The sequence below is a fragment of the Oceanobacillus alkalisoli genome, assembly GCF_021556485.1.
Lineage (GTDB): Bacteria > Bacillota > Bacilli > Bacillales > Amphibacillaceae > Oceanobacillus > Oceanobacillus alkalisoli.
Genome location: NZ_JAKGBW010000007.1, coordinates 154600 through 178670, shown reverse-complemented (window position 1 = coordinate 178670; position 24071 = coordinate 154600). Strand labels below are relative to the sequence as shown.

Annotated in this window: 27 protein-coding genes; 7 read left to right on the top strand and 20 right to left on the bottom strand. The window is 40.5% G+C overall.

Annotated elements, in window-relative coordinates; all coding sequences use genetic code 11:
- Positions 1–207: 207 nt before the first annotated feature.
- From accA to dnaE, 5 genes are all read right to left on the bottom strand, one after another.
- On the bottom strand, positions 208–1164 hold the full coding sequence (gene accA, locus LZD48_RS09395; RefSeq protein ID WP_235762476.1) for an acetyl-CoA carboxylase carboxyl transferase subunit alpha: 957 nt from the start codon (positions 1162–1164) through the stop codon (positions 208–210).
- Positions 1165–1167: 3 nt separating this feature from the next.
- Positions 1168–2022: an acetyl-CoA carboxylase, carboxyltransferase subunit beta gene (gene accD / locus LZD48_RS09390; protein WP_235762475.1), complete on the bottom strand. Its 855-nt coding sequence runs from the start codon at positions 2020–2022 to the stop codon at positions 1168–1170.
- Positions 2023–2121: 99 nt separating this feature from the next.
- The gene (locus LZD48_RS09385; protein ID WP_235762474.1) at positions 2122–2754 is read right to left on the bottom strand and encodes a FadR/GntR family transcriptional regulator; all 633 of its coding nucleotides are present in this window, start codon (positions 2752–2754) and stop codon (positions 2122–2124) included.
- 28 nt (positions 2755–2782) lie between these two features.
- A complete protein-coding gene (gene ystJ / locus LZD48_RS09380) occupies positions 2783–4018 on the bottom strand; it encodes an NADP-dependent malic enzyme (RefSeq protein WP_235762473.1) in 1236 nt (411 codons plus the stop codon).
- A gap of 123 nt (positions 4019–4141) precedes the next feature.
- On the bottom strand, positions 4142–7486 hold the full coding sequence (gene dnaE, locus LZD48_RS09375) for a DNA polymerase III subunit alpha (protein WP_235762471.1): 3345 nt from the start codon (positions 7484–7486) through the stop codon (positions 4142–4144).
- Positions 7487–7643: 157 nt separating this feature from the next.
- Between dnaE and ytrH the strand changes: the two genes are divergently transcribed.
- The 3 genes from ytrH (at position 7644) to LZD48_RS09360 (ending at position 8826) form a co-directional block, all read left to right on the top strand.
- On the top strand, positions 7644–7976 hold the full coding sequence (gene ytrH, locus LZD48_RS09370) for a sporulation membrane protein YtrH (protein ID WP_235762470.1): 333 nt from the start codon (positions 7644–7646) through the stop codon (positions 7974–7976).
- Positions 7977–8468 carry a sporulation membrane protein YtrI gene (gene ytrI, locus LZD48_RS09365; protein WP_235762469.1) on the top strand — a complete coding sequence of 164 codons (492 nt, stop codon included), beginning with the start codon at positions 7977–7979 and terminating at the stop codon, positions 8466–8468.
- Between the two features lie 157 nt (positions 8469–8625).
- On the top strand, positions 8626–8826 hold the full coding sequence (locus tag LZD48_RS09360; RefSeq protein WP_235762468.1) for a YtzJ family protein: 201 nt from the start codon (positions 8626–8628) through the stop codon (positions 8824–8826).
- A gap of 96 nt (positions 8827–8922) precedes the next feature.
- Here the strand turns inward: LZD48_RS09360 and LZD48_RS09355 are convergent, their stop codons facing one another.
- On the bottom strand, positions 8923–9864 hold the full coding sequence (locus LZD48_RS09355) for a DHH family phosphoesterase (protein WP_235762467.1): 942 nt from the start codon (positions 9862–9864) through the stop codon (positions 8923–8925).
- Positions 9865–10021: 157 nt separating this feature from the next.
- Here LZD48_RS09355 and LZD48_RS09350 point away from each other — a divergent pair, with 157 nt between their 5' ends.
- Positions 10022–10318, top strand: a complete 297-nt coding sequence (locus LZD48_RS09350; RefSeq protein ID WP_235762466.1) for a YtpI family protein — start codon at positions 10022–10024, stop codon at positions 10316–10318.
- A 360-nt stretch (positions 10319–10678) separates the two neighbouring features.
- Here the strand turns inward: LZD48_RS09350 and LZD48_RS09345 are convergent, their stop codons facing one another.
- The 6 genes from LZD48_RS09345 to LZD48_RS09320 all read right to left on the bottom strand — a co-directional run bounded on the left by LZD48_RS09345 (position 10679) and on the right by LZD48_RS09320 (position 15155).
- Positions 10679–11986, bottom strand: a complete 1308-nt coding sequence (locus tag LZD48_RS09345) for a DRTGG domain-containing protein (protein WP_235762465.1) — start codon at positions 11984–11986, stop codon at positions 10679–10681.
- A 68-nt stretch (positions 11987–12054) separates the two neighbouring features.
- On the bottom strand, positions 12055–12282 hold the full coding sequence (locus LZD48_RS09340; protein WP_235762464.1) for a hypothetical protein: 228 nt from the start codon (positions 12280–12282) through the stop codon (positions 12055–12057).
- An 84-nt stretch (positions 12283–12366) separates the two neighbouring features.
- Positions 12367–12582, bottom strand: a complete 216-nt coding sequence (locus LZD48_RS09335; RefSeq protein ID WP_235762463.1) for a hypothetical protein — start codon at positions 12580–12582, stop codon at positions 12367–12369.
- Between the two features lie 144 nt (positions 12583–12726).
- Positions 12727–13482, bottom strand: coding sequence for a prepilin peptidase (locus tag LZD48_RS09330; RefSeq protein WP_235762462.1), 756 nt, complete (start codon positions 13480–13482; stop codon positions 12727–12729).
- Positions 13483–13656: 174 nt separating this feature from the next.
- Positions 13657–14340, bottom strand: a complete 684-nt coding sequence (locus tag LZD48_RS09325) for a metal-dependent hydrolase (protein WP_235762461.1) — start codon at positions 14338–14340, stop codon at positions 13657–13659.
- Positions 14341–14468: 128 nt separating this feature from the next.
- Positions 14469–15155 (bottom strand): PspA/IM30 family protein, encoded by a 687-nt coding sequence (locus tag LZD48_RS09320; RefSeq protein ID WP_235762460.1) that lies wholly within the window; start codon positions 15153–15155, stop codon positions 14469–14471.
- A 180-nt stretch (positions 15156–15335) separates the two neighbouring features.
- On the opposite strand from LZD48_RS09320, the gene LZD48_RS09315 reads away from it, so the two are divergent.
- The gene (locus LZD48_RS09315; protein WP_235762459.1) at positions 15336–16433 is read left to right on the top strand and encodes a M24 family metallopeptidase; all 1098 of its coding nucleotides are present in this window, start codon (positions 15336–15338) and stop codon (positions 16431–16433) included.
- Between the two features lie 31 nt (positions 16434–16464).
- On the opposite strand, the gene ald is transcribed toward LZD48_RS09315, so the two are convergent.
- Positions 16465–17583 (bottom strand): alanine dehydrogenase, encoded by a 1119-nt coding sequence (gene ald, locus LZD48_RS09310; protein WP_235762458.1) that lies wholly within the window; start codon positions 17581–17583, stop codon positions 16465–16467.
- 162 nt (positions 17584–17745) lie between these two features.
- Positions 17746–17901, bottom strand: coding sequence for a hypothetical protein (locus tag LZD48_RS09305; protein ID WP_235762457.1), 156 nt, complete (start codon positions 17899–17901; stop codon positions 17746–17748).
- 125 nt (positions 17902–18026) lie between these two features.
- Here LZD48_RS09305 and LZD48_RS09300 point away from each other — a divergent pair, with 125 nt between their 5' ends.
- Entirely contained in the window at positions 18027–18455 is a 429-nt protein-coding gene (locus LZD48_RS09300) for a universal stress protein (protein ID WP_235762456.1), read from the top strand.
- Between the two features lie 89 nt (positions 18456–18544).
- Here the strand turns inward: LZD48_RS09300 and LZD48_RS09295 are convergent, their stop codons facing one another.
- The 5 genes from LZD48_RS09295 to LZD48_RS09275 all read right to left on the bottom strand — a co-directional run bounded on the left by LZD48_RS09295 (position 18545) and on the right by LZD48_RS09275 (position 22740).
- Complete coding sequence (locus tag LZD48_RS09295) at positions 18545–19732, bottom strand: acetate kinase (protein ID WP_235762455.1); 1188 nt, start codon at positions 19730–19732, stop codon at positions 18545–18547.
- Between the two features lie 23 nt (positions 19733–19755).
- Positions 19756–20739 carry a class I SAM-dependent methyltransferase gene (locus LZD48_RS09290; RefSeq protein ID WP_235762453.1) on the bottom strand — a complete coding sequence of 328 codons (984 nt, stop codon included), beginning with the start codon at positions 20737–20739 and terminating at the stop codon, positions 19756–19758.
- Positions 20740–21079: 340 nt separating this feature from the next.
- Complete coding sequence (gene tpx / locus LZD48_RS09285; protein ID WP_235762452.1) at positions 21080–21580, bottom strand: thiol peroxidase; 501 nt, start codon at positions 21578–21580, stop codon at positions 21080–21082.
- A gap of 171 nt (positions 21581–21751) precedes the next feature.
- A complete protein-coding gene (gene ytfJ / locus LZD48_RS09280) occupies positions 21752–22189 on the bottom strand; it encodes a GerW family sporulation protein (protein WP_235762451.1) in 438 nt (145 codons plus the stop codon).
- A gap of 20 nt (positions 22190–22209) precedes the next feature.
- Positions 22210–22740, bottom strand: coding sequence for a DUF2953 domain-containing protein (locus LZD48_RS09275; RefSeq protein WP_235762450.1), 531 nt, complete (start codon positions 22738–22740; stop codon positions 22210–22212).
- A gap of 145 nt (positions 22741–22885) precedes the next feature.
- On the opposite strand from LZD48_RS09275, the gene LZD48_RS09270 reads away from it, so the two are divergent.
- Positions 22886–23686, top strand: a complete 801-nt coding sequence (locus LZD48_RS09270) for an NAD kinase (RefSeq protein ID WP_235762449.1) — start codon at positions 22886–22888, stop codon at positions 23684–23686.
- A gap of 89 nt (positions 23687–23775) precedes the next feature.
- On the opposite strand, the gene LZD48_RS09265 is transcribed toward LZD48_RS09270, so the two are convergent.
- Entirely contained in the window at positions 23776–23973 is a 198-nt protein-coding gene (locus LZD48_RS09265; protein ID WP_235762448.1) for an alpha/beta-type small acid-soluble spore protein, read from the bottom strand.
- Positions 23974–24071 lie beyond the last annotated feature (98 nt).

The window sequence follows — 24071 nt, the reverse complement described above, 5'->3', positions numbered from 1 at the left end:
GTATCATTTTACCTCACTACATTAAAGATAAATAAAAAGCGGTAAAATAGCAATTATTTCACCGCGAAATGATTAGAAAACTAGCATTCGCCAATACTTTTCGGCGAATGACTTCGTTGCACTTATGCAGTAAGTAAGGCTTTATACTTATCTTTCTGCCAAAAAACACGGCGCTTGTCACTAAAAAGACAAAGCACCGCTCATTTCTTATCGATTTGTATAGTCACCAATTTGTTTATATTTTTCCCATCTTTTTTCCAATAACTCCTCTTCATCGTATGTAGCTAAGGTCTTAAGGGATTTAGATAGGACTGTATCGATGAATTTTGCTTGTTCATCAACGTCACGATGGGCTCCACCTCGCGGTTCCGGAATAATTTCATCAACAACCTGAAGTTTTTTCAAATCATAGGAAGTGATTCCCATCGTTTCTGCCGCATGTTTTGCTAAACTTGCATCTTTCCAAAGAAGCGCTGCTGCCCCTTCAGGCGATATGACAGAGTAAGTTGAATTCTCGAGCATATGAATATGGTCTCCAACTCCAAGCGCAAGCGCTCCGCCGCTACCGCCTTCTCCGATGACAATACAGACGATCGGAACAGTAAGGCCAGCCATTTCCATTAAGTTTCTTGCAATTGCCTCACTTTGTCCCCGTTCTTCTGCAGCTTTCCCAGGATAAGCTCCCTTCGTATCGATAAAACAAATAATTGGTCGCTTAAATTTCTCAGCTTGTTTCATATGACGTAATGCCTTCCGGTACCCTTCCGGATGAGGCATCCCGAAGTTACGGCGGATATTTTCCTTCGTATCCTTCCCGCGCTGATGGCCGATAATGGTAACCGGCTTATCTTTATAGAAAGCAATACCAGAAACAATTGCAGCATCATCACCAAATAAACGATCACCATGAAATTCGATGAAATCAGTAAAGAGGAGCCCGATATAATCAAGTGTCGTTGGACGGTCTCCGTGTCTCGCCATCTGCACCCGTTCCCACGGTTTTAAGTTACCGTATATATCATCTTCCAATACTTTTAACCTTTCTTCCAAGGTTGAAATTTCATCGGTTAAATCCATTTCACTATCTTGTGTAATCTTTTTCAGCTCGGCAATTTTGTCCCTTAAATTGACTACCGGCTTTTCAAAATCTAATACTTGCTTCATTTCTTACTCTCCACCCTTCTGATGCAGCTTCAGCAACTGGGAAAGGGTATTCCGCATATCTTTTCGGTGAATAACTTTATCTAACTGTCCATGCTTTAGCTGAAACTCAGCGGTTTGGAAATCTTGAGGCAGTTTTTCCCTGATTGTTTGCTCTATAATTCGTCTACCTGCAAAGCCGATTAACGCACCTGGTTCCGCAAAATTATAATCGCCGATAGATGCAAAGCTTGCAGACACTCCTCCTGTTGTCGGGTGGGTCATAACAGAAATTATCAATCCGCCAGCATCACTGAATCGTTTAATAGCAATTGAAGTTTTCGCCATTTGCATAAGGCTAAGAACACCTTCCTGCATTCTTGCGCCTCCTGAAGCAGAAAAGATAATGAACGGAATCGCTTCTTTTCTCGCATTCTCAATCGCACGGGCAATTTTCTCACCGATTGCTGAACCCATACTTCCCATCCGGAAATTCGAGTCCATTACTGCAAAGGCAGTCGGTTGGCTGTCAATCAAACCTTTTCCCGTTACAACACCTTCATTTAAACCCGTTTTCTGCTGATCTTTTTCCAGTTTTTCTATATAATCCGGGAAGTTTAGCGGGTTTGCAGATGTGATGCCCGCATCCCATTCCATAAATGTATCTTCATCAAAGAGGCTATCAATCCGCTCCCAAGCGGCAAGTGGATGATGGTAGCCGCAGTTCGTACAGACGTGTTGGGATTTCTTCACTTCTTTTGTGTAAAAGATTTTACTACATCCTTTACATTTCTGCATGAGACCTTCCGGAACGTCCATTTTCCCCTGTTCACTTGGTATCGATGCATATCGTCTGCGCTTGCCAAATATATCTTTTAGCAAGATCATACCTCCTTCTTTCTAACAGCGTGCATAGTATATCTATTCTACTATAGCTTAACCACGACGAAAAATCTGTTATTTTCTGTAAGCTATTCGGAATTAATCATATAATTGATGATCTTGCTGTTCAAATAATGCTTCTATCGCATAACAATCTTTTTTCGACAATAGTTCCATTAATTGGTTATAAAAAGTTTTACCATAATAAGCTACAGGAAGGGAGCTTGAAAATTCTTCAAGCATCATCCAAATTTTTAGCAATAATTGATTATTCGCTTTTTTAAATAAGTAAGAGAAAAAAATCATATGCTTTTCTTCTCGTGTTATTTCCTTGCTAACCGAAGCATCCAATTCTAATAGTGCCGTCTCGTCCAATTTTGGGCATGCTAACTTCACCGCTTCTTTTTCAATCATCGCTTTTACTTGAAGGAGTTCATCTTTCGTCCTATCTGCTAATAAAATGAATGAAGATAATAATTCCACAGATTGTAATGATTGATAGGTTCTTAAAAATGTTCCTTCCCCGCGACGGGTTTCAATCAGCCCTAACAACTCAAGCGCACGTAATGCTTCCCTGATGGAAGATCGGCCTGCCTGTAATTTATCGGCTAACTCTCGTTCCGAAGGCAATTTATCACCGGGTAATAGATGATTGTCTTTAATATAAGCCCGTAATTCCTCGAGCACGCCTTGATATACTTTTGGTTTCGAAGAATTTGACACCTTAAACATCTATCCCTTCCTAAGCTTCTTCATCTCATCATTCGTAGTTTCCTGCGAGCTCTCTCGTCTTCTCTGCTACCTCTTCTGGATCGACTTGGATACGGGCTACACCAGACTCCATTGCTGCTTTTGCAACACTTTTTGCTACAATTGGTGCCACACGTGCATCAAATGCTACAGGAATCACATAATCCTCATTCAAATCTTCATCCGAAATTAGAGAAGCAATTGCTTCCGCTGCTGCTACCTTCATCGCTTCATTTATTCTTGTTGCACGTACTTCAAGCGCTCCCCGGAAAATCCCTGGAAATGCCAATACGTTATTTACTTGGTTCGGGAAGTCAGAACGACCGGTTCCAATCACTTTAGCACCAGCCTTCTTCGCCTCGTCCGGCATAATTTCCGGATCCGGGTTTGCCATGGCAAAGATAATGGGATCTCTATTCATTTTTGCTACCATCTTTTCTGTCAGAGCCCCGGCAACAGAAACACCAATAAATACATCGGCATCCTCCAGCATATCCTCGAGTGTACCTTCCAACTTATCAAGGTTCGTAAACTGAGCGACCATTTCTTTAATTTCATTCATTCCATAGCTTCTGCCGTCATAAATAGCCCCGCGGGAATCCGTCATCACCATATTGCGTACACCAAAGCTCTCCAGTAACCGGGCAATTGCAATACCTGCAGCCCCTGCCCCACTTAATACGACTTTAATATCTTTAAGTTTCTTATCGACAAGCTTCAAGGAATTAATTAAGCCTGCAACCGTAACAATTGCTGTTCCATGCTGGTCATCATGGAATATCGGAATATTTGTTTCATCCTTCAAGCGTTCTTCAATGATGAAGCAGTTTGGTGCCGCAATATCTTCTAAGTTAACCCCGCCGAATGTCGGCTCAAGAAGTTTTACCGTATTGACAATCTGGTCAACATCTTGAGTTGCTAAACAAATCGGAAACGCATCTACCCCTGCGAAGCTCTTAAATAATACTGCTTTCCCCTCCATAACAGGAAGTGAAGCTTCAGGTCCAATATTGCCGAGCCCGAGAACTGCTGAACCATCACTGACAACAGCAACCATATTCCCCTTCATCGTGTAGTCATAGACGCGAGATGTGCGATCGTAAATTTCTTTGCAAGGCTCCGCTACGCCTGGTGAATAGGCAAGACTTAAATCTTTTGCATCGTTCACCGGAACTTTTGATTCAACCGAAATCTTACCCTGATTCACTTTATGCATATGTAATGCTTCATCTCTTAGATTTGCCATGATTATATTCTCCCCTTTAAATATTCCCATATTCAGACGGCTGACTGTACGCTCTAGTGGTCTGACCACCTGCAACTTCTATATTATATCAAATGAGAAACATCTGTAAAGCATCACAACAGACTATGCTTTTCTCATTACGACATTGTCTTTTCCGAAAAAATCTCTTAACTTGTTTAAACTTGCGTGAGTTGGATAAAGGAAATAATTTTCCTTTAATTTATAGGATTGGTCTTGTACTTCGTTATATAGAATAATTGGTGCACTTCCTGGATGCTCTTTAGCAACTTGATCAATTACGCCCATTGCTTCAGGATTGGTCTCCTCCGTCGATTTGATAAAAATAACTTTTCCAGATGCTTGTTCCAATTCTTCTTCCTTAAAAAGCTCCATCTCCTGAGCCACAAATTGTAAACGCCCGTTCCTCTCTTCTGCCCTGCCGGTAATCGTTATAAGCTGTTCTTCCTCGAGCCAGCGCTTTACTTCTCTATAAGTATCCGGAAAGATAACTGCGTCTAACGTATCCTGTTCATCTGCAATCACAAGGAATGCCATCTGTTCACCACGCTTCGTTCGAATTTGTTTAATCTCCTGCACAATTACAACAATTTTCGTTTCATTCTTCTGGAGAACATGCTTTAATGCAGCAAGTTGCAAGTAACCACTTGCACGAAGCCGAGTTCGGTAATTTTTAAGTGGATGACTGGAAATATACATCCCAAGTAATTCTTTCTCATCCTGAAGCTTCTTTGCTACCGTGAAGTCTTCTATTTCTACATATTTTCCTTCCAAACTGAGCTGATTTTCGAAAAGATTCGGCTGGTCATAGAACTCGCGGAATAATTCGCCTTGTTCCATCGCCTGATCAATGGAAGCAAGCAAACTTGCGCGATTATCATATAGATCATCAAAGGCACCGGCAAGAATCAAATTTTCAATCGTCGAACGCTTCACAGTCTCAGTCGGTACCCTTAAGCAAAAGTCAAACAGATTCTTAAACGGTGCTTTCCTCCGTGTTTCAATAATAGCCCAGATCGCATCCCTGCTAATCCCTTTAATCGAGTGAAGACCCATGCGAATCTGCCCCTTTTCCACCGAGTACTTACCAAAGCTCTGATTAATCGATGGCGGCAAAAGTTCCAGATCCATCTCACTCATCTCTTTTAAGTAAAGTTGAATCTTATCTTGCTGATTCCGAGCGGCACTTAAAATTTCAGCAAAAAAGTTCGCAGGATAATTTGCTTTCAAATAACTTAATTGATACGAAATTTTACTATAAGCAACTGCATGACTTCGGGGGAATCCGTAATTGGAAAAACGAACAATCCAACTGAAGATTTCCTCCGCCACTTGCATCGTATAACCATTGCTCATACAGCCTTGGATAAAGGCTTGATGCTCTTCTTCCATTGCTGCATGGTTTTTCTTACTGACAGCTCGTCGCAGAATATCTGCTTCACCTAGACTGAACCCGGCAATCCGGCTGGCAATTTGCATAATCTGTTCCTGATAGACGAGTACCCCGTAAGTTGATTCCAAAATTGGCTTCAGGTCTTGATGCGGATATGAAGTAGCCTGCTCTCCATTTTTCCTTGCGATATAGGTCGGTATGAAATCCATTGGACCTGGCCTGTAAAGCGCATTGACCGCAACGATATCTTCAAAGTCTGTCGGCTGTAATTCTCTCAGCACCCGCTTCATCCCTTCAGATTCCAATTGGAAGACTCCATTCGTTCGGCCTTCTCGAAGGATTTGAAACGTTCGATTGTCCCAAACAGGAATTGCTTCCAAACGAAGCGGTCCCTTTCTCACATAATTTACAGATTGAACGACCCTTTCGAGCAAAGACAAATTCCGCAAGCCAAGAAAGTCCATCTTCAATAAGCCGATTGCTTCCAGGTCATTCATGGCAAACTGGGTTAAATAGGTCTCCCCTGCCCCTGTTGTAAGCGGAGTATGCTCAAGTAATGGCCTTTCACTAATAACTACACCGGCCGCATGGGTTGAGATGTGACGCGGGAGCCCCTCCAAGCTTATCGCTACCTGGAATAATAGTTTTAATTTAGTGGATTGCTTAATATACGCTGCTAGCTCAGGAAGACCTTTCATCATCTCTACTATAGAATTCGACGGCTGAGAGCCGATTTCCTTTAAAATAAATCGGGCATCTTGTTGTTCCACGTCAAGTGTCTTTATTAATTCTCTTATTAATGACCTTGCCGCAAATGTACCAAACGTAATAATTTGTGCCACATGCCCCGTACCATATTTTCCTCTGACATATGCAATGACTTCATCGCGTCTTTCATCGGAGAAGTCAATATCAATATCTGGCATCGTCTGCCTTTCCGGATTCAGGAAACGTTCAAACAGCAAATCATACTTTATCGGATCGACATCCGTAATCCCGAGCGTATATGCGACGAGTGAACCAGCTGAAGAACCACGGCCAGGGCCGACAACGATCCCTTTCTGTTTGGCATATGCAATAATATCTGCTGTTATAAGGAAATAGTCACTGAAATCCATTGTCTTGATAACAGATAACTCGTAAGCCAGGCGTTCTTTAATTTCTTTCGTTGGTTCGTCGTATTTCTCTTTCAACTTCAACATACATTGTTCTTTTAAATAAGTATGTGCATCCGTCACTCCCTCGAGCGGAAACGTCGGGAGATAGCGTTTTGTAAAGTCCATTTCAACCGAGCATTTCGCAGCGATTTTCTCTGATTCATGGATTGCTTCAGGAAAAAGCTCCCCAAGTTCAAGTTCCACTTCCTGCTCGGTACGTAAATGCTTACCTTTTAGCTCAGGAGTTGATAATTGCATATTCCACTGCCTGCCACTTCTCATCGCAAGAAGACAATCATAGCTATAGACGTCTTTCTCCTCGAGATAATGAACATCTGTAATGACAGTAATGTTCGTTGGGTATGTATCTGCGTAAGCTTTTAATAATGAAGCAGTTCTCCCACTTTGTTCGACACCAATATAAAAATCTTCTTTTCCAAACAGCTCTTCAAATGATTGCAAATAATCCTTTACATCCTGAAAGTTATTATCACCCAGCATTGAACGAAGCTTCGTATCTTGAACCGGAATAATCCCAATTAATCCGGTTGCTTGCTCTCTAATTTCTTCCGTAGAAAGTGCCGCTTTATCTTCCACTTGAAGGAGTGTGCTTAAACGCATCAATTGATGATATCCGGTATAATCCTTCGCAAGTAATGTAAGATTCGTAATTGTTCCTTGTTCATCCGCTAAGAGTGGTACGATCAAACCAAGTATCGGTTTAATGCCTGCACGCATACATGCACGGTAAAAGGAGACGGCTCCGTACAGTACCCCCTCATCCGTTAAAGCAAGTGCAGGGAATTGTAATTCCTTCGCTTTATTTATTAATTTATCAATGGTAATTGTACTGTTCATAAGACTGTAGCCGCTTCTAACTTGTAAATGTATGTAAGCCATACAATCCCACCTTCTTTTCATTACTTTCTATTATAGCAATAATATAAGAACAAGCATACGGTTACGTGTTTTTTTCCGTGATTGTTACAAGGGTTCATAATCAGAAACATCTATTCATAAAATAATAAAGGACATGCTAAAAGGGGTGAAGTGCTTCATGGAGGAACGGTTTTTCGCAGCATTTATCCATTGTTTTTTCATTGCTTTCGGTGTTATTCTTGGCGGTTCCGTTATCGGTAGTATCGGAGACTTCGCAACTGGGGAAGCTCCGTTATCATCCATGACAAGAATCGCGGACAAATTGCGTATTTGGGCAATTGTGGCGGCAATCGGCGGAACATTCGATGCGATCGCCAATGTAGAAAGAGGCTTACTCGATGGCTCCACCTTTGACCTTGTAAAACAAGTGCTCCTCATCGTCTCTGCAATGGGGGGAGTTAAAGTTGGAATTATGATTATTGAATGGCTCACACAGAGAGGGATGTCTTAAATGCACTTCCCTCCTTATTATAAACGACCGGAATGGCAGCGATTCATCATCGGTATCCTCGTTGGCGGCCTCGTCAGCTACTTCGTCTTAATCTATATGTATGGAGTCATGTACGAAGAATTGCTCGCCGAGAATTATGAACTGCGAGAAGAAATCATTGATCTCAGACAACAGAATAAAGCGTTACTTGAAAGTCAGGAAAATCAGGACACCGCAAGAACAATAGAAGCGATTGAAATTACGATTTCAAATCCAAATGTGCTGAAAAATGACAGCTTACTCGTCTCCCAGCTCAAAACATTAATCAAAGAAGAAGTCAGTCATCTCATCGGAAATGATATCTTAAATGTTTCCTCCAGTGTAGAACTGCTTATCTCAGCAATTGAAAACAAAGCGTTCACGATTGATAGCGTTACGTATCACTTTTCGATTACACGCTTAATCATTGATTCAAAATTAATTATTGCCGTTGAAGGAAAAGTAGCGAATTGAACATTTCATGAGTTATCTAGAACTCCCGTTTAATGTGCGTATATTTTGTGTAATATAGGAGTAAAAATGATTGTAAGCGTTCTTCTTGGATTCAAGTAAAATCGGAACCAATTTATTAAATGCCCATAGGATAGAAGAAGAATGGAGGAGAAACATCATGGTCATACCTAGAAAATCCTTATTGAATCAAAAAATCGAGCAATTGAAAAATGGGGAAAATGCCTTTGCTGAATCAGCGGAACTTATTCGCCTGCTCGAGCGGGATATAGCGAGAGAAAATCTAAATGTCGTATTCGATAAAACTCCAGCCGGCTGTTGGATTATTCCCCAGAAGGATTACCCGGAGATGAGTGAATAACCCAGACGAGAAAAAGACTGGGTTATTTTCTAGCAGATAAGAAATATAAGCCCTTTCTTGCCGCATAAGATAAAAACGTAATGAATGTCAAGTTGTCTAATAGTTTTCACATGCTTCATTTAAATCATGAATGACCTGGTCCGCTTCCTTCCATTTATAAATGGTCGCACCTGACGCCATCGGATGTCCCCCACCATCATATTTAGCGGCAATTTCATTAATGATTGGTCCTTTCGAACGAAGCCGAACACGAATCAGATCCTCTTCCTCAACGAAAATGACCCATGCTTTTATTCCCTTCACGTCTCCAAAAATTTGTACAAGTTGCCCTGTCTCATCTGGAGAAACCTGAAACGTTTCGAGTAATTCCTTCGTTAATTTCACAGCGCAGAGCCCTGAATCAAACATTTCAAATTCCTTTAAAATATGTCCTCTTAAACGGAGTATATGAGTTTCCACACTATAAAGATTCTGATATAATTCCGAACGGTTGAAGTTATACGTAACAAGCTCAGCTGCATATTGGAACGTCTTCTTCGTCGTACTCGGGAAAAGGAACCTGCCGGTATCCCCGACAATTCCCGCATAAAGCAGGCGGGCTCCTGCATCATTCAAAATAAAACCTTCTTCTTTCCCTGCTTCATACAGCTCATAGATCATTTCACTCGTCGAACTTGCCGTTGTATCAACCCATTGTACGTCACCGTAGATGTCGACGTTTGGATGATGATCAATTTTAATGATTTTCTCGCCCTTCATGTATCTTTCATCATCGACCCGAGGTGTATTCGCCGTGTCACAAATAATGATAAGTGCCCCTTCATATGTCGCATCGGAAACAACATCCATCTTCACAAGATAATCAAATTCAGGGTCATCCTCCCCTACGATATAGACTTTTTTCTCCGGGAAGGAGGCTTGGATAATTTCTTTCAGTCCAGCTTGCGAACCAAGTGCATCCGGATCCGGCCTGACGTGCCGATGAATAATAATCGTGCCATACTGTTTAATTTCTTTCATGATTGCTTGCTTTTCCATACTATAGCTCCAATCTTATTGTAGAATATAATCACTTTATTCATCAAACCTTCCTCATATCAATTAGAACGAACTGGCATAATAAGTGAAAACAAGTTAAAATAGACTTATAATAGCAATGGATCGTTTCATAGAATGTTTATTTAGGAGAGATTGAATGATTATATTCACTATCGGTATTGTTATTTCTATTGTGTTATATGTATATTATAAGGTTGCAATTGTGAAAAGCAAAGATATCTTAACACAGAAATATTTTAATGGAAGATCCCGACTCTGCCTCGGTGCTTTTATTCTTCTTTTCGCTATCAACCAATATTTCTTTTACGAAAGTGTCATTTCCATATTTATTGGAATTATCTTTGCCCTCTTAGGCGGCATGCAAATTATCCGTGGATATAATGAATCAAGACATTATAAGAAAGAATACCGCAGACTCCATCCAGCTGAATGAAAAACAAAGGCGGAAGCGCCCGTTTAGCAACGTACAAACTGTGCCTCCCAGGATGGGAGGTAGTTCCATGTTGCCCCAGGAAGGGGCGAACTTAATCGAATCTCCTTTTTACCGGAAGGGAGATAAAGGTAACTCAGGCGACGAGAGTGAGTTTATGTTGACTTTCACCACAAGGGTATAAGTGCGACTAAGCCTCTGGCTGAAGCCAATTGGCAAGTCTTCTTTATCGATTGGAGGTGTGTGAAGTTTGATAGTTGTTGGGCGCAGAGCGGACGCGGCTAGTCCTAGTAATTATAGTAGTCCACCGTACTTATTTTATAGATGCAATGAAAAATGCACCCAATAAACGGGTGCATTTTTTTATCGGCTGATTAGCTGTGCCATTAAGAGCCCCTTTCCAATCAATGTGCGTTCATCGTATACCTCAACATCAATTTTTGCGTATAAACGTCCGATTTCAAGAATGGTTGGATGGATGCTCAGTTCACTTTCGATCTGCACTGGTTTTGTGAAAAATACTGTTATATTTTCAATCGAAAGGTCCGCTTTCCTCATATGCATTAATAACCGGCTGCTCGATTCAATAATTAAGGCAGTGAACACACCATGACCTAACGTACCGAGATGATTCGTCATCTGCGGCACAACACTCGTAATAAATACATGGGGGTTATCTTCACTCGTGACGAGATTACTATTGATAATGTCACTTATCGTCTCCCCGACTTGTGGCTGCCGTTGAATCTGCTGCATTGCTTTTAACACATCTTGCCGCGAAACGACACCAGTGAGCGCCCTTGCCTCGTCAACTACTGGCAATAACTCAATCCCTTCCCACACCATCGTATGGGAAGCAGATGCGAGAGACGTCTTGGACTGGACGACATGGGGTTTCCTGCTCATTAATTTGTCAATCCCTAGATTCTCATCTTGACCCACAATATCTTTAGAAGAAACCATGCCGACAACTCGTTTCTTACTATCAATAACAGGGAAACGTGTATGTGTTGAATATTTGTTCAGTTCATACCAATCTTTTACCTTATCCTTTGTCTTTAGATAGAATGTTTCCTCTAAAGGTGTCGCAATATCTCCAACAAAAATAATTTCCTTCTTAATTAGCTGGTCATAAATCGCCCGGTTAATCATCGATGCTACGGTAAATGTATCATAGCTAGTTGAGATGATCGGCAAACCCGTTTCATCCGCAAGCCGCTTATTCTTCTCGTCCGTATCGAATCCGCCGGTAATTAATACAGCTGCTCCAGCTTCGAGAGCACTATAATGCGCTTCCACCCGGTTCCCGATAATCAGCAAAGAACCAGCATCGGTGTAACGCATCATGTCTTCCAGCTGCATCGCGCCGATTATAAACTTATTAAGTGTTTTATGCAGCCCTTCCCTGCCACCTAAAACTTGTCCATCAATTATATTAACAACCTCTGCAAACGTCAGTCGCTCGAAATTTTCTTTTCTTTTCTTTTCAATACGGATTGTTCCAACTCGCTCAATCGTACTTACGAGTCCTTGATTTTCCGCTTCTTTAATTGCCCGGTATGCGGTTCCATCACTAACATCCAAATCTTTCGCTATTTGACGTACGGAGATTTTCTGGCCAACTTCCAACGATAAAATGTGTTGTAAAATCATTTCATGCTTTGTAGCCATTGTTTACACCGCCTCATCTGTACTATATCAAAGTCTTAACTCAATTATACAGTTTAAGGCGTAATAACTCAATGTTTGTCACGAACTTTGTTTTCTTCAACCGACTGTTCTATTGCGGGCGGCTGTATTATCTGTAAAAGACTTGCTAAGTTTGAACCAACAACTGCGAGAAAGAACAACAGCCACATCGCCCAGAATGTCATCTCAAGGGTGGAAGTGGCTTGTGGGATTTTCGGCCAGGCAAAATAAAGCATGAAGCCTGCAAGCAGAAGTCGGAGGGTCTGTTGGTTTTTCATGGGTGGGTGTGCCTCCTTTCGTTGGTATTAGTTTATGAGTTTTATGTATTTAAAAGAACATAAAATGCTTTATTCCATGTTGTTTTAGTATGTTACATCAACTATCGTTTTTTCACATTCAAGGTCAGAAAAATTAAAATCACTTGGAAGTTCATTGTCATCCTCTATAAAGTTACACTCATCTGGAAAACGACCGTTAATATCTATATTATTGCCCCCACCCAAATCACCTTCAACTCTTAAATCTGAATCATTGTGGTTTAAATTATTTTTTGTTTCTAATTGATGAATGAATTTCATAATTACCAAAGTCGGCTTTTCCATCACCATATGTAGTTGGGAACGAATCAACCCAACTACATATGGTGATGAAGCATTAAATACGTATTATGAAATTCATTAAGATAGGAAACAATAATAGAAGAATAAAAAGGTCAAAATTATTCACGAGAAGAAGCTAATGTAAAGTTGAACTATCTCTTTCCCGTAAAAATAAGCAATCAATGCTCCAATCACTATATACGGACCAAAAGGAATCGGCTGTTTCCGTTTTACAACCTTTAAAGCGATCAACAGGATGCCAACAATCGCTCCAATCAGGCAGGCTAAAAAGAAAGCTAGGAACACATTCTGAAAACCTAAAACAATTCCAAGTACTCCAAATAACTTCATATCCCCAGCTCCCATACCGCCTCGGCTCACTAAAATAATCAATGCCAACAGCACGGTTCCAGCAACTGCCCCGGCAATCGGTGACCACCAAGGTTCGAGTGGTGTGATCATACGAAGAATAATAAATAGTGGAAGGAAAAACAGCAATACTTTATTTTGGATGATCATATAATGGATGTCCGAAACAAAAATAATCATTAACATCGATACGAGTAATAGCGATATTATGAGTTCTGCGCTCAACCCAAACGTTAAGTAACTAAGTACAAATAAAGCACCAGTTAAAGTCTCTACGACAGGATAAATGATGGATATTTTTTCTTTACAATTCCGGCATTTCCCTAGCTGTAACAGATAAGATAGAATTGGAACTAATTCAAACCACGCTAAGGTTTTATTACATTTCGGACAATGGGACCGATTATGAACGAAGGTTTCGTTCTTTGGCGAGCGAATCCCTACTACATTAAAAAAAGAACCGAAAGCAGCACCAAATAGAAAGAATAGGGAAGATAAGAATAACTCCACTACACGCACTCCCTTTAAATAACAAAAAGAAACTTTATACCTATGATTATAGCACCACCAACCAAAAATAGTTAGTCAATATGGATCGATTTAACAAAAATTTTACAAATAAAAGACTGTATAAACGCCTTCTCAGCATTTATACAGTCTTTTTGTTTACCATTTTCCAGATATTTAAAGTTCGATAGACTCTCCAACCTTCAGCGCACGCCCTTCGCCAGTTTTCACTTTGCTTGCCCAAGCGTCAGCATCTTGTTCAATCACTGGGAATGTGTTGTAATGGACCGGTACACTTACTTTTGCATTTATCCAATCTGCTGCAATAAGTGCATCTTCCGGTCCCATTGTAAAGTTATCTCCGATTGGAATGAATGCCACTTCAATATCATTCATTTCTCCGTACATCTTCAAATCGGTAAACAGTGCGGTATCTCCAACATGATAAATTGTTTTCCCGTTTACGGTGGTGAAGAGAATCCCCCCTGGCATCCCGCCATAAATGATAGAACCATCATCCTCCGTGTAAGATGAACCATGGAATGCTTGGGTGAATTTCACCTTACCGAAATCAAACTCTCTTGCCCCTCCGATATGCATGGGATGGGTTTCAATTCCCTTCGATCCTAAATATACAGCAAGTTCATTCGGAGCAACGACGAATGCTCCTGTTCGCTTAGCAATTTCAAGTGTGTCCCCTACATGATCATTATGCGCGTGAGTTAGTAAAATAGCATCTGCTTCTACTGTATTTGAATCTAAATCACAAGCTTCATTTCCTGTAATAAATGGATCAATTAATATCGTATGTTTTCCTGTTTCGACTTTAACGACGGAATGACCGTGATAAGATACTTTCATTTACTATCTCTCCTTTTTTAGAATTAATTCTATCTATACTAAAATTAAAACATACTGTATAGGGAATGTTAAGCGATAACAAGTTTCCCATAAGAAAAGCACCGCAGCAAACGGTGCTTTTCCATTATTTATTCACTTTTCTCGCTATCATCTTTACCCATTTTCTGCTTCAGCGCTGCAAGTTCGTCATCTACATCATTCGTAATTAAATCTCTGAAATCATCATCTAATGTCCGGCTTGCCTGTGACAGGTGTTCAGACGTTTCTGCTTCTGCTTCAAAACGTAATACTTTCTCTTCCATACGCTCAAAGCCTTGGCGAGAATCGTCACTGCTGATAGAGGACATTGTACGGTTCATTTTCGTCCTTGTTTTCGCAGATTCTGCGCGAGCTTTCAAAGAATCTTTTTTCAAGCGCATGTCATTGTATTCCCGCTTCATTTCATCGAGCTTATCACGCAGAGACTCTACATCCGCTTGCGCTTTCTCCCAAGATTCTGTGAGCGTTGCTAATGTGCCTTCATGCTCACGTCGATCTTGGAGGGCACGGCGGGCTAAGTCATCATTTCCTGCCTCAACCGCTTTTTCCGCTTGTTCCTGACGGCGATCCACTAATGCCTGTGTATCATTGACCTTCCGCTTCAGCATCTTCTCGTTTGCAATTTGTTTGGCAACGGCTTGCTCTGCTTCTCTGATATCTTCCCCCATATCACGCAGGAACTGATCGAGCATTTTAACCGGATCCTCTGCCCTGTCAATCATCGCATTTAATTCTGAACTTACTACCGTCTTCATTCGCTTGAAAAATTGAAACATGTAATCTCCTCCTTGAAATATTGTTAATCTTGGATAGACAAATTAGATAAAAATCCTTAAGGAACTGTTTGCTTATTAATACGGGCTGACAACAAAAAAGGTTTCAAGAAAAATATAAAATGCTAAAAATATTTCACAGTGCTATACTAGTAGTACTATATGTTACTTGAGGTGATTTACTTGAATACACGTATTGAAGAGTTAATAAAAGAACTGAAACGGAATAATTTTGATAGTGCTTTAATAACATCTACAGCCAACTTCTATTATTTGAGCAACTATTATACCGAACCACACGAGCGGGTCATCGCAGTCTATGTCAGTGAAGCAATCGATCCAATTATCGTCGTTCCGGCCATGGAAGTGGAAGATGCGAAAGCGGCTGGCTGGAATGATACGATCATCAGTTATCATGATCATGAAAACCCGTGGCAGTTATTAAGTGACTTTCTCCGCGGTCAGGAAAAATTACCAGTATCGATGGCAATTGAGCATAATCACTTCACATTAGAGCGTTATAATAACCTGACAGCGAGCTTCCAGAATGTTGCATTTTTTGATTTGGAAAATATACTTGCTGATATTCGGGTTATTAAAAGCAAAAAAGAATATACACTCTTGAAACAAGCAGCACAGTACGCTGATCTCGCGATAAAAACAGGGATAGAAGCCATTGCAGAAGGAGCTACAGAACTAGATATTATTGCTGTTATCGAATATGAAATGAAAAAGCAAGGCATCCAGGAAATGTCCTTTGCAACGACATGCATCTCCGGTGCGAAAACAGCTTCCCCTCACGGCACACCTGGTCAAAAGAAAATAACGGCAGGAGACATAGTCTTATTTGATCTTGGTGTTATTTTTGACGGCTATTGCTCCGATATTACGCGCACTGTTGCTTTTAAATCTGTTACCTCAGAACAAGAAGAAATTTATCAGACAGTTCTCCGGGCAAATGAAAAGGCGATTGAAGCATCTCAGCTTGGCACACCAGTAAATAAAGTCGACCAAGCTGCACGAGAATACATTGAATCAAAAGGATATGGTAAATACTTCAATCATCGTGTCGGTCACGGACTTGGGATTGAAGTCCATGAGTACCCTTCCATGAGCAGTGATAATACGCTCGAACTAAAAGAAGGTATGTGCTTCACAATTGAGCCGGGAATCTACATTCCAGGAACTGGCGGCGTTCGCATTGAAGACATGATGTTCATGACGAAAAACGGCGCCGAGATCTTAACAGCATACCCGAAAAATTTACAAATCATCGATTAAAGAAAAAGCACTGGAGTCCAGTGCTTTTTCTTTAATTACGTAATACATCTTGGACACTTTTATATTCCATCTCATGTGTATCGGCAACTGCTTTATACGTGACATAACCGCCTAGCGTATTTACCCCTTTAAGAAGGGCTTCATTATCTAGTACAGCTTGTTTGTATCCTTTATTTGCAAGTTGCAGAACATAAGGTGAAGTCGCATTCGTTAAACCTATCGTTGCCGTTTGCGGAACTGCTCCAGGCATGTTTGCAACTGTATAATGAACGACTCCATGTTTTAGAAATATTGGATCGTCATGTGTTGTAATACGATCGCTCGTTTCAAAGTTTCCACCTTGATCAATGGCAACGTCAACCATGACAGAGCCAGGCGTCATTTGTTTCACCATCCGCTCTGTCACAAGGACCGGGGCTTTAGCGCCAGGAATTAATACAGAGCCAACGACGAGATCCGCTTCTGTCACCGCTTCTTGGATATTATGCGGATTTGAAATTAATGTCGTAATGGAATTCCCAAAAATATCATCGAGTTGACGTAAACGATCCGGATTTAAATCAATAATCGTAACCTTCGCACCTAAACCAATCGCAATTTTAGCAGCATTTGTACCAACTACCCCGCCGCCAATGATGGCAACCTTCCCACGAGCAACTCCAGGAATACCGGAAAGGAGAATTCCTTTTCCACCCTTAATTTTTTCTAGGAATTGCATTCCGACTTGCGTAACCATTCTTCCAGCAACTTCACTCATCGGTGTTAGTAATGGTAACGGGCCATGTGGCAATTGTACGGTTTCGTAAGCAAGAGCGGTCACTTTATGCTCCGCAAGTGCCTTCGTTAATTCAGGTTCATTCGCTAAATGTAAATACGTAAATAAAATAAGTCCTTCATGAAAATATTTAAATTCTTCTTCTTGGGGTTCTTTTACTTTAAGTACCATATCTTGTTTCCATGCTTCTTCCGCTGTATCAACAATTACTGCTCCAACTTCTTTATAAGCCTCGTCTGCAAAGCTCGAGCCTTCACCAGCATTTTTTTGAATAAACACTTGATGCCCTGCTTGCGTTAAGGAATACACGCCGGATGGTGCCATTGCGACTCTGTTTTCATTGTTAAGTACTTCTTTCGGTATACCGATTCTCATTCCCCGTATCCTCCTGTTTAAGCATAATTCATTCTATTTAATTGTATCAAAAAGATTGTTTTAAAGCATTAAAATAATCAAATAGACAGAAAAAAGTTGAAACAGACCGCGCCATAACCTCCGGCTTTATGTCGCGTCTGTTCAACTTTATTTTAATGACAATTATCTGCTTTTATTGTTGAAATGATGGATGCCGCGGTTGTTTTCGAGTTGGTTTTCAATAACACCACTCTGGTAGCTTTCATTCAACTGATTCTTGACCGTTTCTACACCTTTTGGATCGGTATATAGTTTTGGATGTTTCTTTTCTTTTTCCAAAAAGATCACCTCCTTACTGCTAGCTTGCCCAAAAGGCTGTAACAATGTTGTGATTTTTATTGGCAAATATTGATTGTAACGTTGTAAAAAAGGGTATATAATTAAAGTAGAGAGGAGAGATAACTATGAAATATCAAAATATTGTAATCGCTGTAGATGGTTCTGAAGCTGCTGAAAAGGCATTCCAGAAAGCAATCAAAATCGCAAAAAACAATGATGCACGCCTTGTTATCGCACATGTTATCGATTCCCGCACCTTTGCAACAGCTGAAGCCTATGACCGCACACTTTCTGAGCGTGCCGAGGAATATGCGAAGGAACTATTAGATAATTACATTGAAACAGCGAGAAATGAAGGGCTTACTGATTTAGTAAGATGTATCGAATACGGCTCTCCAAAAGTAAAAGTTCCGCGTGATATTGCAGAGAATTTCAAAGCGGATTTAATCGTCTGCGGGGCAACAGGAATGAACGCGGTCGAACGCTTCCTCATCGGAAGTGTTTCTGAAAGCATTACACGACATGCAAAATGTGACGTATTAGTAATTAGATAACTGCTTCAAAGGCAAAAGCGCCCGTTTAGAAACAGAATTAAAAAATAATGGGACGAAAGGATTTTCACATCCTCTTGTCCCATTATTTTTTAATTACCGCTTAATCTGATTGTATCGCGAGCAATCATTACTTCTTCATTCGTCGGAATGACAATGACTTTTACTGGGGAATGCGGGTAGTTGATGAACTGTTCTTTCCCACGGACATCATTCCGCTTCGGATCCCAATATACACCCATGAACTCAAGTCCTGTTAAAATTTTCTCTCTCATTGTAATACTATTTTCGCCGACTCCTGCTGTAAAGATGATTGCGTCAACACCTGACATTTTCGCAGCATAAGAACCAAGGTATTTGTGGATTCGCTCTGCAAAAACGGTTAGTGCAAGTTCTGCTCGCTCATTTGTTTCAGATTGTTCCTCAATATCACGTAAATCACTGGAAAAACCAGATAAAGCAAGCATTCCACTTTCTTTATTCAGTACGTTGATTACTTCATCCGCTGACTTTCCGGTTTTTTCCATAATATATGGGATTAATGCCGGATCAATATCTCCTGAGCGTGTCCCCATTGTTACACCTGCCAGTGGTGTGAAGCCCATGGATGTATCAATGGATTCTCCGCCTTGAACAGCAGTTACACTTGCTCCATTACCAATATGGCACGTAATTAATCTTAGGCTTTCAAGCGGTGCTCCGATTAATTCTGCTGCCCGTTCGGATACATATTTATGAGATGTACCATGGAAGCCATATTTACGAATGCCGTAGTCTGTATAATAATTCTTCGGTAAGCTATATACATAGGATGATTTTGGCATCGTTTGATGGAACGCTGTATCAAAAACAGCAACCATCGGTACATCCGGTAAAATTTCTTTGAAGGCACGGATTCCAGTTAAGTTAGCTGGATTATGAAGTGGTGCCAATTCGGATACTTTTTCAATTGTCTCAATCACTTCATCTGTAATCCGTACGGAATCACTGAAATGTTCTCCACCATGCACAACCCGGTGACCAACTGCATCAATTTCATCAAACGACTGGATGACTCCTGTGTTGATAAGTGCTTCTAAAAGCATTTTGACAGCTACTTCATGATCTGGAATATCTTGTACTATCTTATCTTCTTTTCCATCTACTTCGATTTGGAAGATCGAGTCAGCTAACCCAATTCGTTCTACTAATCCAATTGCAGATACTTTTTCTTCAGGCATCTCAATTAATTGAAACTTTAGAGATGAGCTTCCGGCGTTAATAGCCAATACGTTTTTCATACTATCACTCCACCATCAATATTTTAGTTTTCATAAGTTTGAAACCAACGATTCATTTGTCCAAGTATGTCCGCCATCGCATTATGACTCGTTAAAGATGGCAGCTGTACCAGCAACGGCTGCTTCGGACTATTAGTGTTTACCCCTTTTTTCTGAAGAACTAAAATGCTTTTTACATTCCTTGATGATTTGAAGCTTGATTCCGGTAAACGGAGGACACCGACAATATGCGCATGCTCTTTCAGATAGCGGTTCAATTGGTCGGACTGATCGCTCTCAAATAAAAAATCAGGCACAACAAAAATAAGGTACCCCGCTTCCTTTGTGTAGGTCATGCTCTGTTCAATGAATAAATGGTGCGCATAGGAATGTCCTTCTTCTGCTTTTAATTCATAGTCCCCTGCCCGGATATCATCTGGATAAAAACCTACCGGAAGATCGGCTACAACCAAATCAACTGGATCAAGTAATAATGGTGCAAGACTGTCCTGATGGAAAAATTCAATTTCCTGCTTTAGGAGATTGGCACTGCTCACTGCAAGCTGGATAAGTGTCGGGTCGACTTCACTGGCATAAGTTTTTAGCTCCTGCTCGAGCTGTTCCATGACGGTAAAGAGTAGATTCCCTGTGCCACCAGCCGGATCAAAAAGCCGGATCTGTTTATTGTTTCTCATCAACTGATTTGCCAAATAAGCGACAATCATACCAACAGATTCCGGAGTCATCACATGTTGTTCCTGAACCGATCCTTTCATTCCGTTTAAAGCAGCAAGTTGAATTGCTTTTTTCAAATCTTGCTTGGAATGATTGATATTCTTGAATTTATCTATTTGGTTGTCTAACTTTTTACGTAAAATATCATCAAAATTCTCATGTGGTGTTTCGTAAAAAACAGTGTCCATTGTTTCCGAAAGACTGTTTAAATACGGTTCATCCACATGAGCTTGAATGATTTCAGTTGTCTCGTCGAACCATTTAAAAAGTTCTTCTACGGTTGACTTTTCCATTCCTTTCCTCCAAACATGCATATATTTCACAGAGCAAAGGCGCAAGCGCCCGTTTAGCAACATCGAACTTCCACTCTTCTTTTTGAGATAAAGGAAACTCAGGCGACGACAGTGAGTTGATGTTGACTTTCACTACAAGGGTATAAGTGCGACAAAGCCTCACAAAGACCAAACGGCTAAGTCTTCTTTATCGATTGAAGGAGTGTGAAGTTTGATAGCTGCTGGGCGCTGGAGCCAGACATGGCTATTGCTAAGAATATAAGTTATTCACTACATTTATCTTAAAATTTCCTTCGCCACGAAAAATCTCTCCCGGGCTCCCGCCAGAGAGAGATCTCGATTATTTCGCTTGTTTCACAGCTTCTAAAGCAGCGTCATAGTCAGGGTGGCTTGAAACTTCATCGACATATTCTACATAAGTCACTTTGTCATTTGAATCAACAACGAAGATCGACCTCGTCAGTAAGCGCAACTCTTTAATCAAGACACCGTATTTTTCACCGAAATCAGCATCCCGATGGTCGGATAATGTGTCCAAGTTCTTAACTCCTTCAGCTGCACACCAACGCGTTTGAGCGAAAGGCAAGTCCATGCTAATCGTTAACACGTGGACATTATCAAGCTTAGACGCTTCTTCATTGAATCGTTTCGTCTGATCAGAGCATACTCCGGTATCAATGGAAGGCACGACACTTATCAATTTGACTTTTCCTTTATAATCATCTAAAGAAACTTCCTTCAAATCATTTGATAGGACAGTAAAGTTTGGTGCCTCGTCCCCAACTTTCACTTCAGTTCCTAATAAAGTGACTGGATCATTATGGAATGTAATTTGCTTCATTATTATCCTTCCTCCCAATTTAGTTCTCTTGTCTCTATTATGAAGAATCCTCATTCAGTTGTCCAATCTTTCACTTGAAATAAGGGAGAAAAATTAGTGTTACCGTATTCATCCCCTTTTAGTTAACATATTGAGGATAACAAGAGCAACTCACACAAATGAAAATCCGTTCTATATATCAAAATTTAGCGGATTTGTCTTTTTCACCTTTTCATTTTTTTCTTTGTTAGACCCTTTTTCTTTCATCATCTTCTCTACTCTATCGAAAACTTGCGGGGTCATTTCGAGAAACTTTTCATAAAGCTGTGTATGCTGATCAAGGCGCACCATCTTCACCTCGTCATTTTTGACGACGAGAAATGCAATTGGCGTTAATGAAACCCCGCCACCACTTCCGCCACCAAAAGGTAAAGTAGCATCTCCTTCCGTTGACTGAGGGCTAAACTCACTTCCTCCTGCAGCGAAACCAAAACCTACTTTTGATACAGGTATGATTGTACTTCCGTCAGGAGTTTCAATTGAATCCCCGATGATTGTATTTGTCTCTACTAAAGACTGCAGACTCTCCATTGCCGTTGTCATTAAACCTTGAATTGGATGATCTTCCATTACAATTCCCTCCGTATCCTTTACTTTTGATCATTGATTATCCGATAGATTTTTAAAAACGTGTGTATACGTAACCGAAAGATACAGTCCAGTCGTGAATATAACCCTTCCCCTTGATAATTGGACTCGACAGCGACGATTGGTTTAGATAGAACCGTGCAATATTGTTCCACCACTTTTACAGCAAGCTCTTGACATGCCCATAACCAACCGGAAATCATTCCAGTAATATGTGCTTCCCCAGTGCCAATTCCTGTCTCCCATTCAAGCTCTCTTACCTCTATCTTTTTTATAAACGGAATGATTTTCTTCCAATCGACTTCAGGTAAGGCATGGTTCTTACCTGACTCTGTTGTGCCTTCTAAACGTGGTAAATCAATCGATTTTTTCCATAGGAGAATGTTCATGACGGACAGAAAAATGTCGAGTTTGTGAACGACTGTCAATTCGAATCGATAAGAAAATGCAATATTTACCTTTAAAGTAGTGATAAGGATTAAAAAAAGGGTAAATAGAAACAATAGCAGGGAGAAAAATATAATCCAGACCATAAGGATGCTTCCTTTTTCTTTTTCCAGTGATTATTCTTTAGCTTGTTCGATTATTATTTTTTTAATCATCATTATGAATATAATTGGATTATACGATTATGGGATGATATGATAAAATTATGAACTTCAACGGGAGGCGCATACATTGGTGCAGCGAAATCAATTGTTTTTCCATTATTTAAAAGATGACGAAACAGATGCAAAAGTGGACGCGTTGGGAGCGATTGCTGTAGATAACGGCTTTGCGATTGTCGACCATCCGGATAAGGCAAGTATTATTGTAAGTATTGGCGGTGATGGTGCTTTTCTACAAGCAGTAAGAAAAAGCGGTTTCCGACAGGACGCCATTTATGTCGGGATTACGCGCGACGGTGAATCAGGTCTGTATTGTGATTTTGACCTTGATAATTTCGATGAAATGCTTCACAGTCTGATGCATGAAGAATTGGAAGTGCGTAGATTTCCTGTAATTAAAGCTCGAATCAACGACGGAACAGAATATCATTGTTTAAATGAAGTAAGTATCCGTTCTACAATAGTTAAAACGATTGTCATTGACGTTTTAATTGATGATGTTTATTTCGAAACATTCCGTGGCGATGGCCTAATCGTTTCCACTCCAACAGGAAGTACAGGATATAGCAAATCTGCATTTGGTGCAGTGATCGATCCACTCATATCAAGCTATCAGGTTTCAGAAGTTGCTTCGTTAAATAATAATCAATATCGGACATTAGGCTCTTCTTTTGTTTTAAGTAAAGACAGGCAGCTAACCTTGAATGTTCAGCCAACAGGTAATGACCATCCGATTATTAGTCTGGATAATGAAGCACATCCAATAAGAAAAATCTCCTCTCTTCAAGTTGAGATGAATGATACGGCCATTAAAACGGTGAAATTAAAAAATAATTCTTTCTGGGACCGGGTGAGGCGGACATTCTTGTAATCATCTAACCTGAATAAAAACAGGACGCAGCGTAAATCTGCGTCCTGTTTTTTGCCTGATTGCAGGCTTTTGTTATTCACTTATACTGTTTATTGACCGCTAAACTGTTGCTGTGCCATTGTTACGAGACGTTTTGTAATCTCGCCACCAACTGAACCGTTCGCACGGGAAGTTGTGTCAGCACCAAGTGAAACACCAAACTCTTGAGCAATTTCATATTTCATTTGATCTAACGCTTGTTGTGCACCAGGGACTACTAATTGATTTGAAGAATTATTGTTAGCCATGTTAGCTCACCTCCTTGGTAACTATAGATTGTGTTACTTGGAGGAATATCATACACAACTAAACTTAACAGTTCCTGGTAATCTTCCTAAATGTACCA

Bases quoted from the DNA above. Each gene is read 5' to 3' on its own strand.
- LZD48_RS09340 (WP_235762464.1), bottom strand. From the start codon at position 12,282: ATGAAAAACCAACAGACCCTCCGACTTCTGCTTGCAGGCTTCATGCTT.
- LZD48_RS09345 (WP_235762465.1), bottom strand. From the start codon at position 11,986: ATGGCTACAAAGCATGAAATGATTTTACAACACATTTTATCGTTGGAA.
- accA (WP_235762476.1), bottom strand. From the start codon at position 1,164: ATGAAGCAAGTATTAGATTTTGAAAAGCCGGTAGTCAATTTAAGGGAC.
- dnaE (WP_235762471.1), bottom strand. From the start codon at position 7,486: ATGGCTTACATACATTTACAAGTTAGAAGCGGCTACAGTCTTATGAAC.
- LZD48_RS09300 (WP_235762456.1), top strand. From the start codon at position 18,027: ATGAAATATCAAAATATTGTAATCGCTGTAGATGGTTCTGAAGCTGCT.
- LZD48_RS09265 (WP_235762448.1), bottom strand. From the start codon at position 23,973: ATGGCTAACAATAATTCTTCAAATCAATTAGTAGTCCCTGGTGCACAA.
- LZD48_RS09350 (WP_235762466.1), top strand. From the start codon at position 10,022: ATGATTATATTCACTATCGGTATTGTTATTTCTATTGTGTTATATGTA.
- LZD48_RS09295 (WP_235762455.1), bottom strand. From the start codon at position 19,732: ATGAAAAACGTATTGGCTATTAACGCCGGAAGCTCATCTCTAAAGTTT.
- LZD48_RS09335 (WP_235762463.1), bottom strand. From the start codon at position 12,582: ATGAAATTCATTCATCAATTAGAAACAAAAAATAATTTAAACCACAAT.
- ytrH (WP_235762470.1), top strand. From the start codon at position 7,644: ATGGAGGAACGGTTTTTCGCAGCATTTATCCATTGTTTTTTCATTGCT.
- tpx (WP_235762452.1), bottom strand. From the start codon at position 21,580: ATGAAGCAAATTACATTCCATAATGATCCAGTCACTTTATTAGGAACT.
- LZD48_RS09290 (WP_235762453.1), bottom strand. From the start codon at position 20,739: ATGGAAAAGTCAACCGTAGAAGAACTTTTTAAATGGTTCGACGAGACA.
- LZD48_RS09325 (WP_235762461.1), bottom strand. From the start codon at position 14,340: ATGAAAGTATCTTATCACGGTCATTCCGTCGTTAAAGTCGAAACAGGA.
- LZD48_RS09360 (WP_235762468.1), top strand. From the start codon at position 8,626: ATGGTCATACCTAGAAAATCCTTATTGAATCAAAAAATCGAGCAATTG.
- ald (WP_235762458.1), bottom strand. From the start codon at position 17,583: ATGAGAATCGGTATACCGAAAGAAGTACTTAACAATGAAAACAGAGTC.
- LZD48_RS09275 (WP_235762450.1), bottom strand. From the start codon at position 22,740: ATGGTCTGGATTATATTTTTCTCCCTGCTATTGTTTCTATTTACCCTT.
- LZD48_RS09385 (WP_235762474.1), bottom strand. From the start codon at position 2,754: ATGTTTAAGGTGTCAAATTCTTCGAAACCAAAAGTATATCAAGGCGTG.
- LZD48_RS09355 (WP_235762467.1), bottom strand. From the start codon at position 9,864: ATGGAAAAGCAAGCAATCATGAAAGAAATTAAACAGTATGGCACGATT.
- ytrI (WP_235762469.1), top strand. From the start codon at position 7,977: ATGCACTTCCCTCCTTATTATAAACGACCGGAATGGCAGCGATTCATC.
- ytfJ (WP_235762451.1), bottom strand. From the start codon at position 22,189: ATGGAAGATCATCCAATTCAAGGTTTAATGACAACGGCAATGGAGAGT.
- ystJ (WP_235762473.1), bottom strand. From the start codon at position 4,018: ATGGCAAATCTAAGAGATGAAGCATTACATATGCATAAAGTGAATCAG.
- LZD48_RS09320 (WP_235762460.1), bottom strand. From the start codon at position 15,155: ATGTTTCAATTTTTCAAGCGAATGAAGACGGTAGTAAGTTCAGAATTA.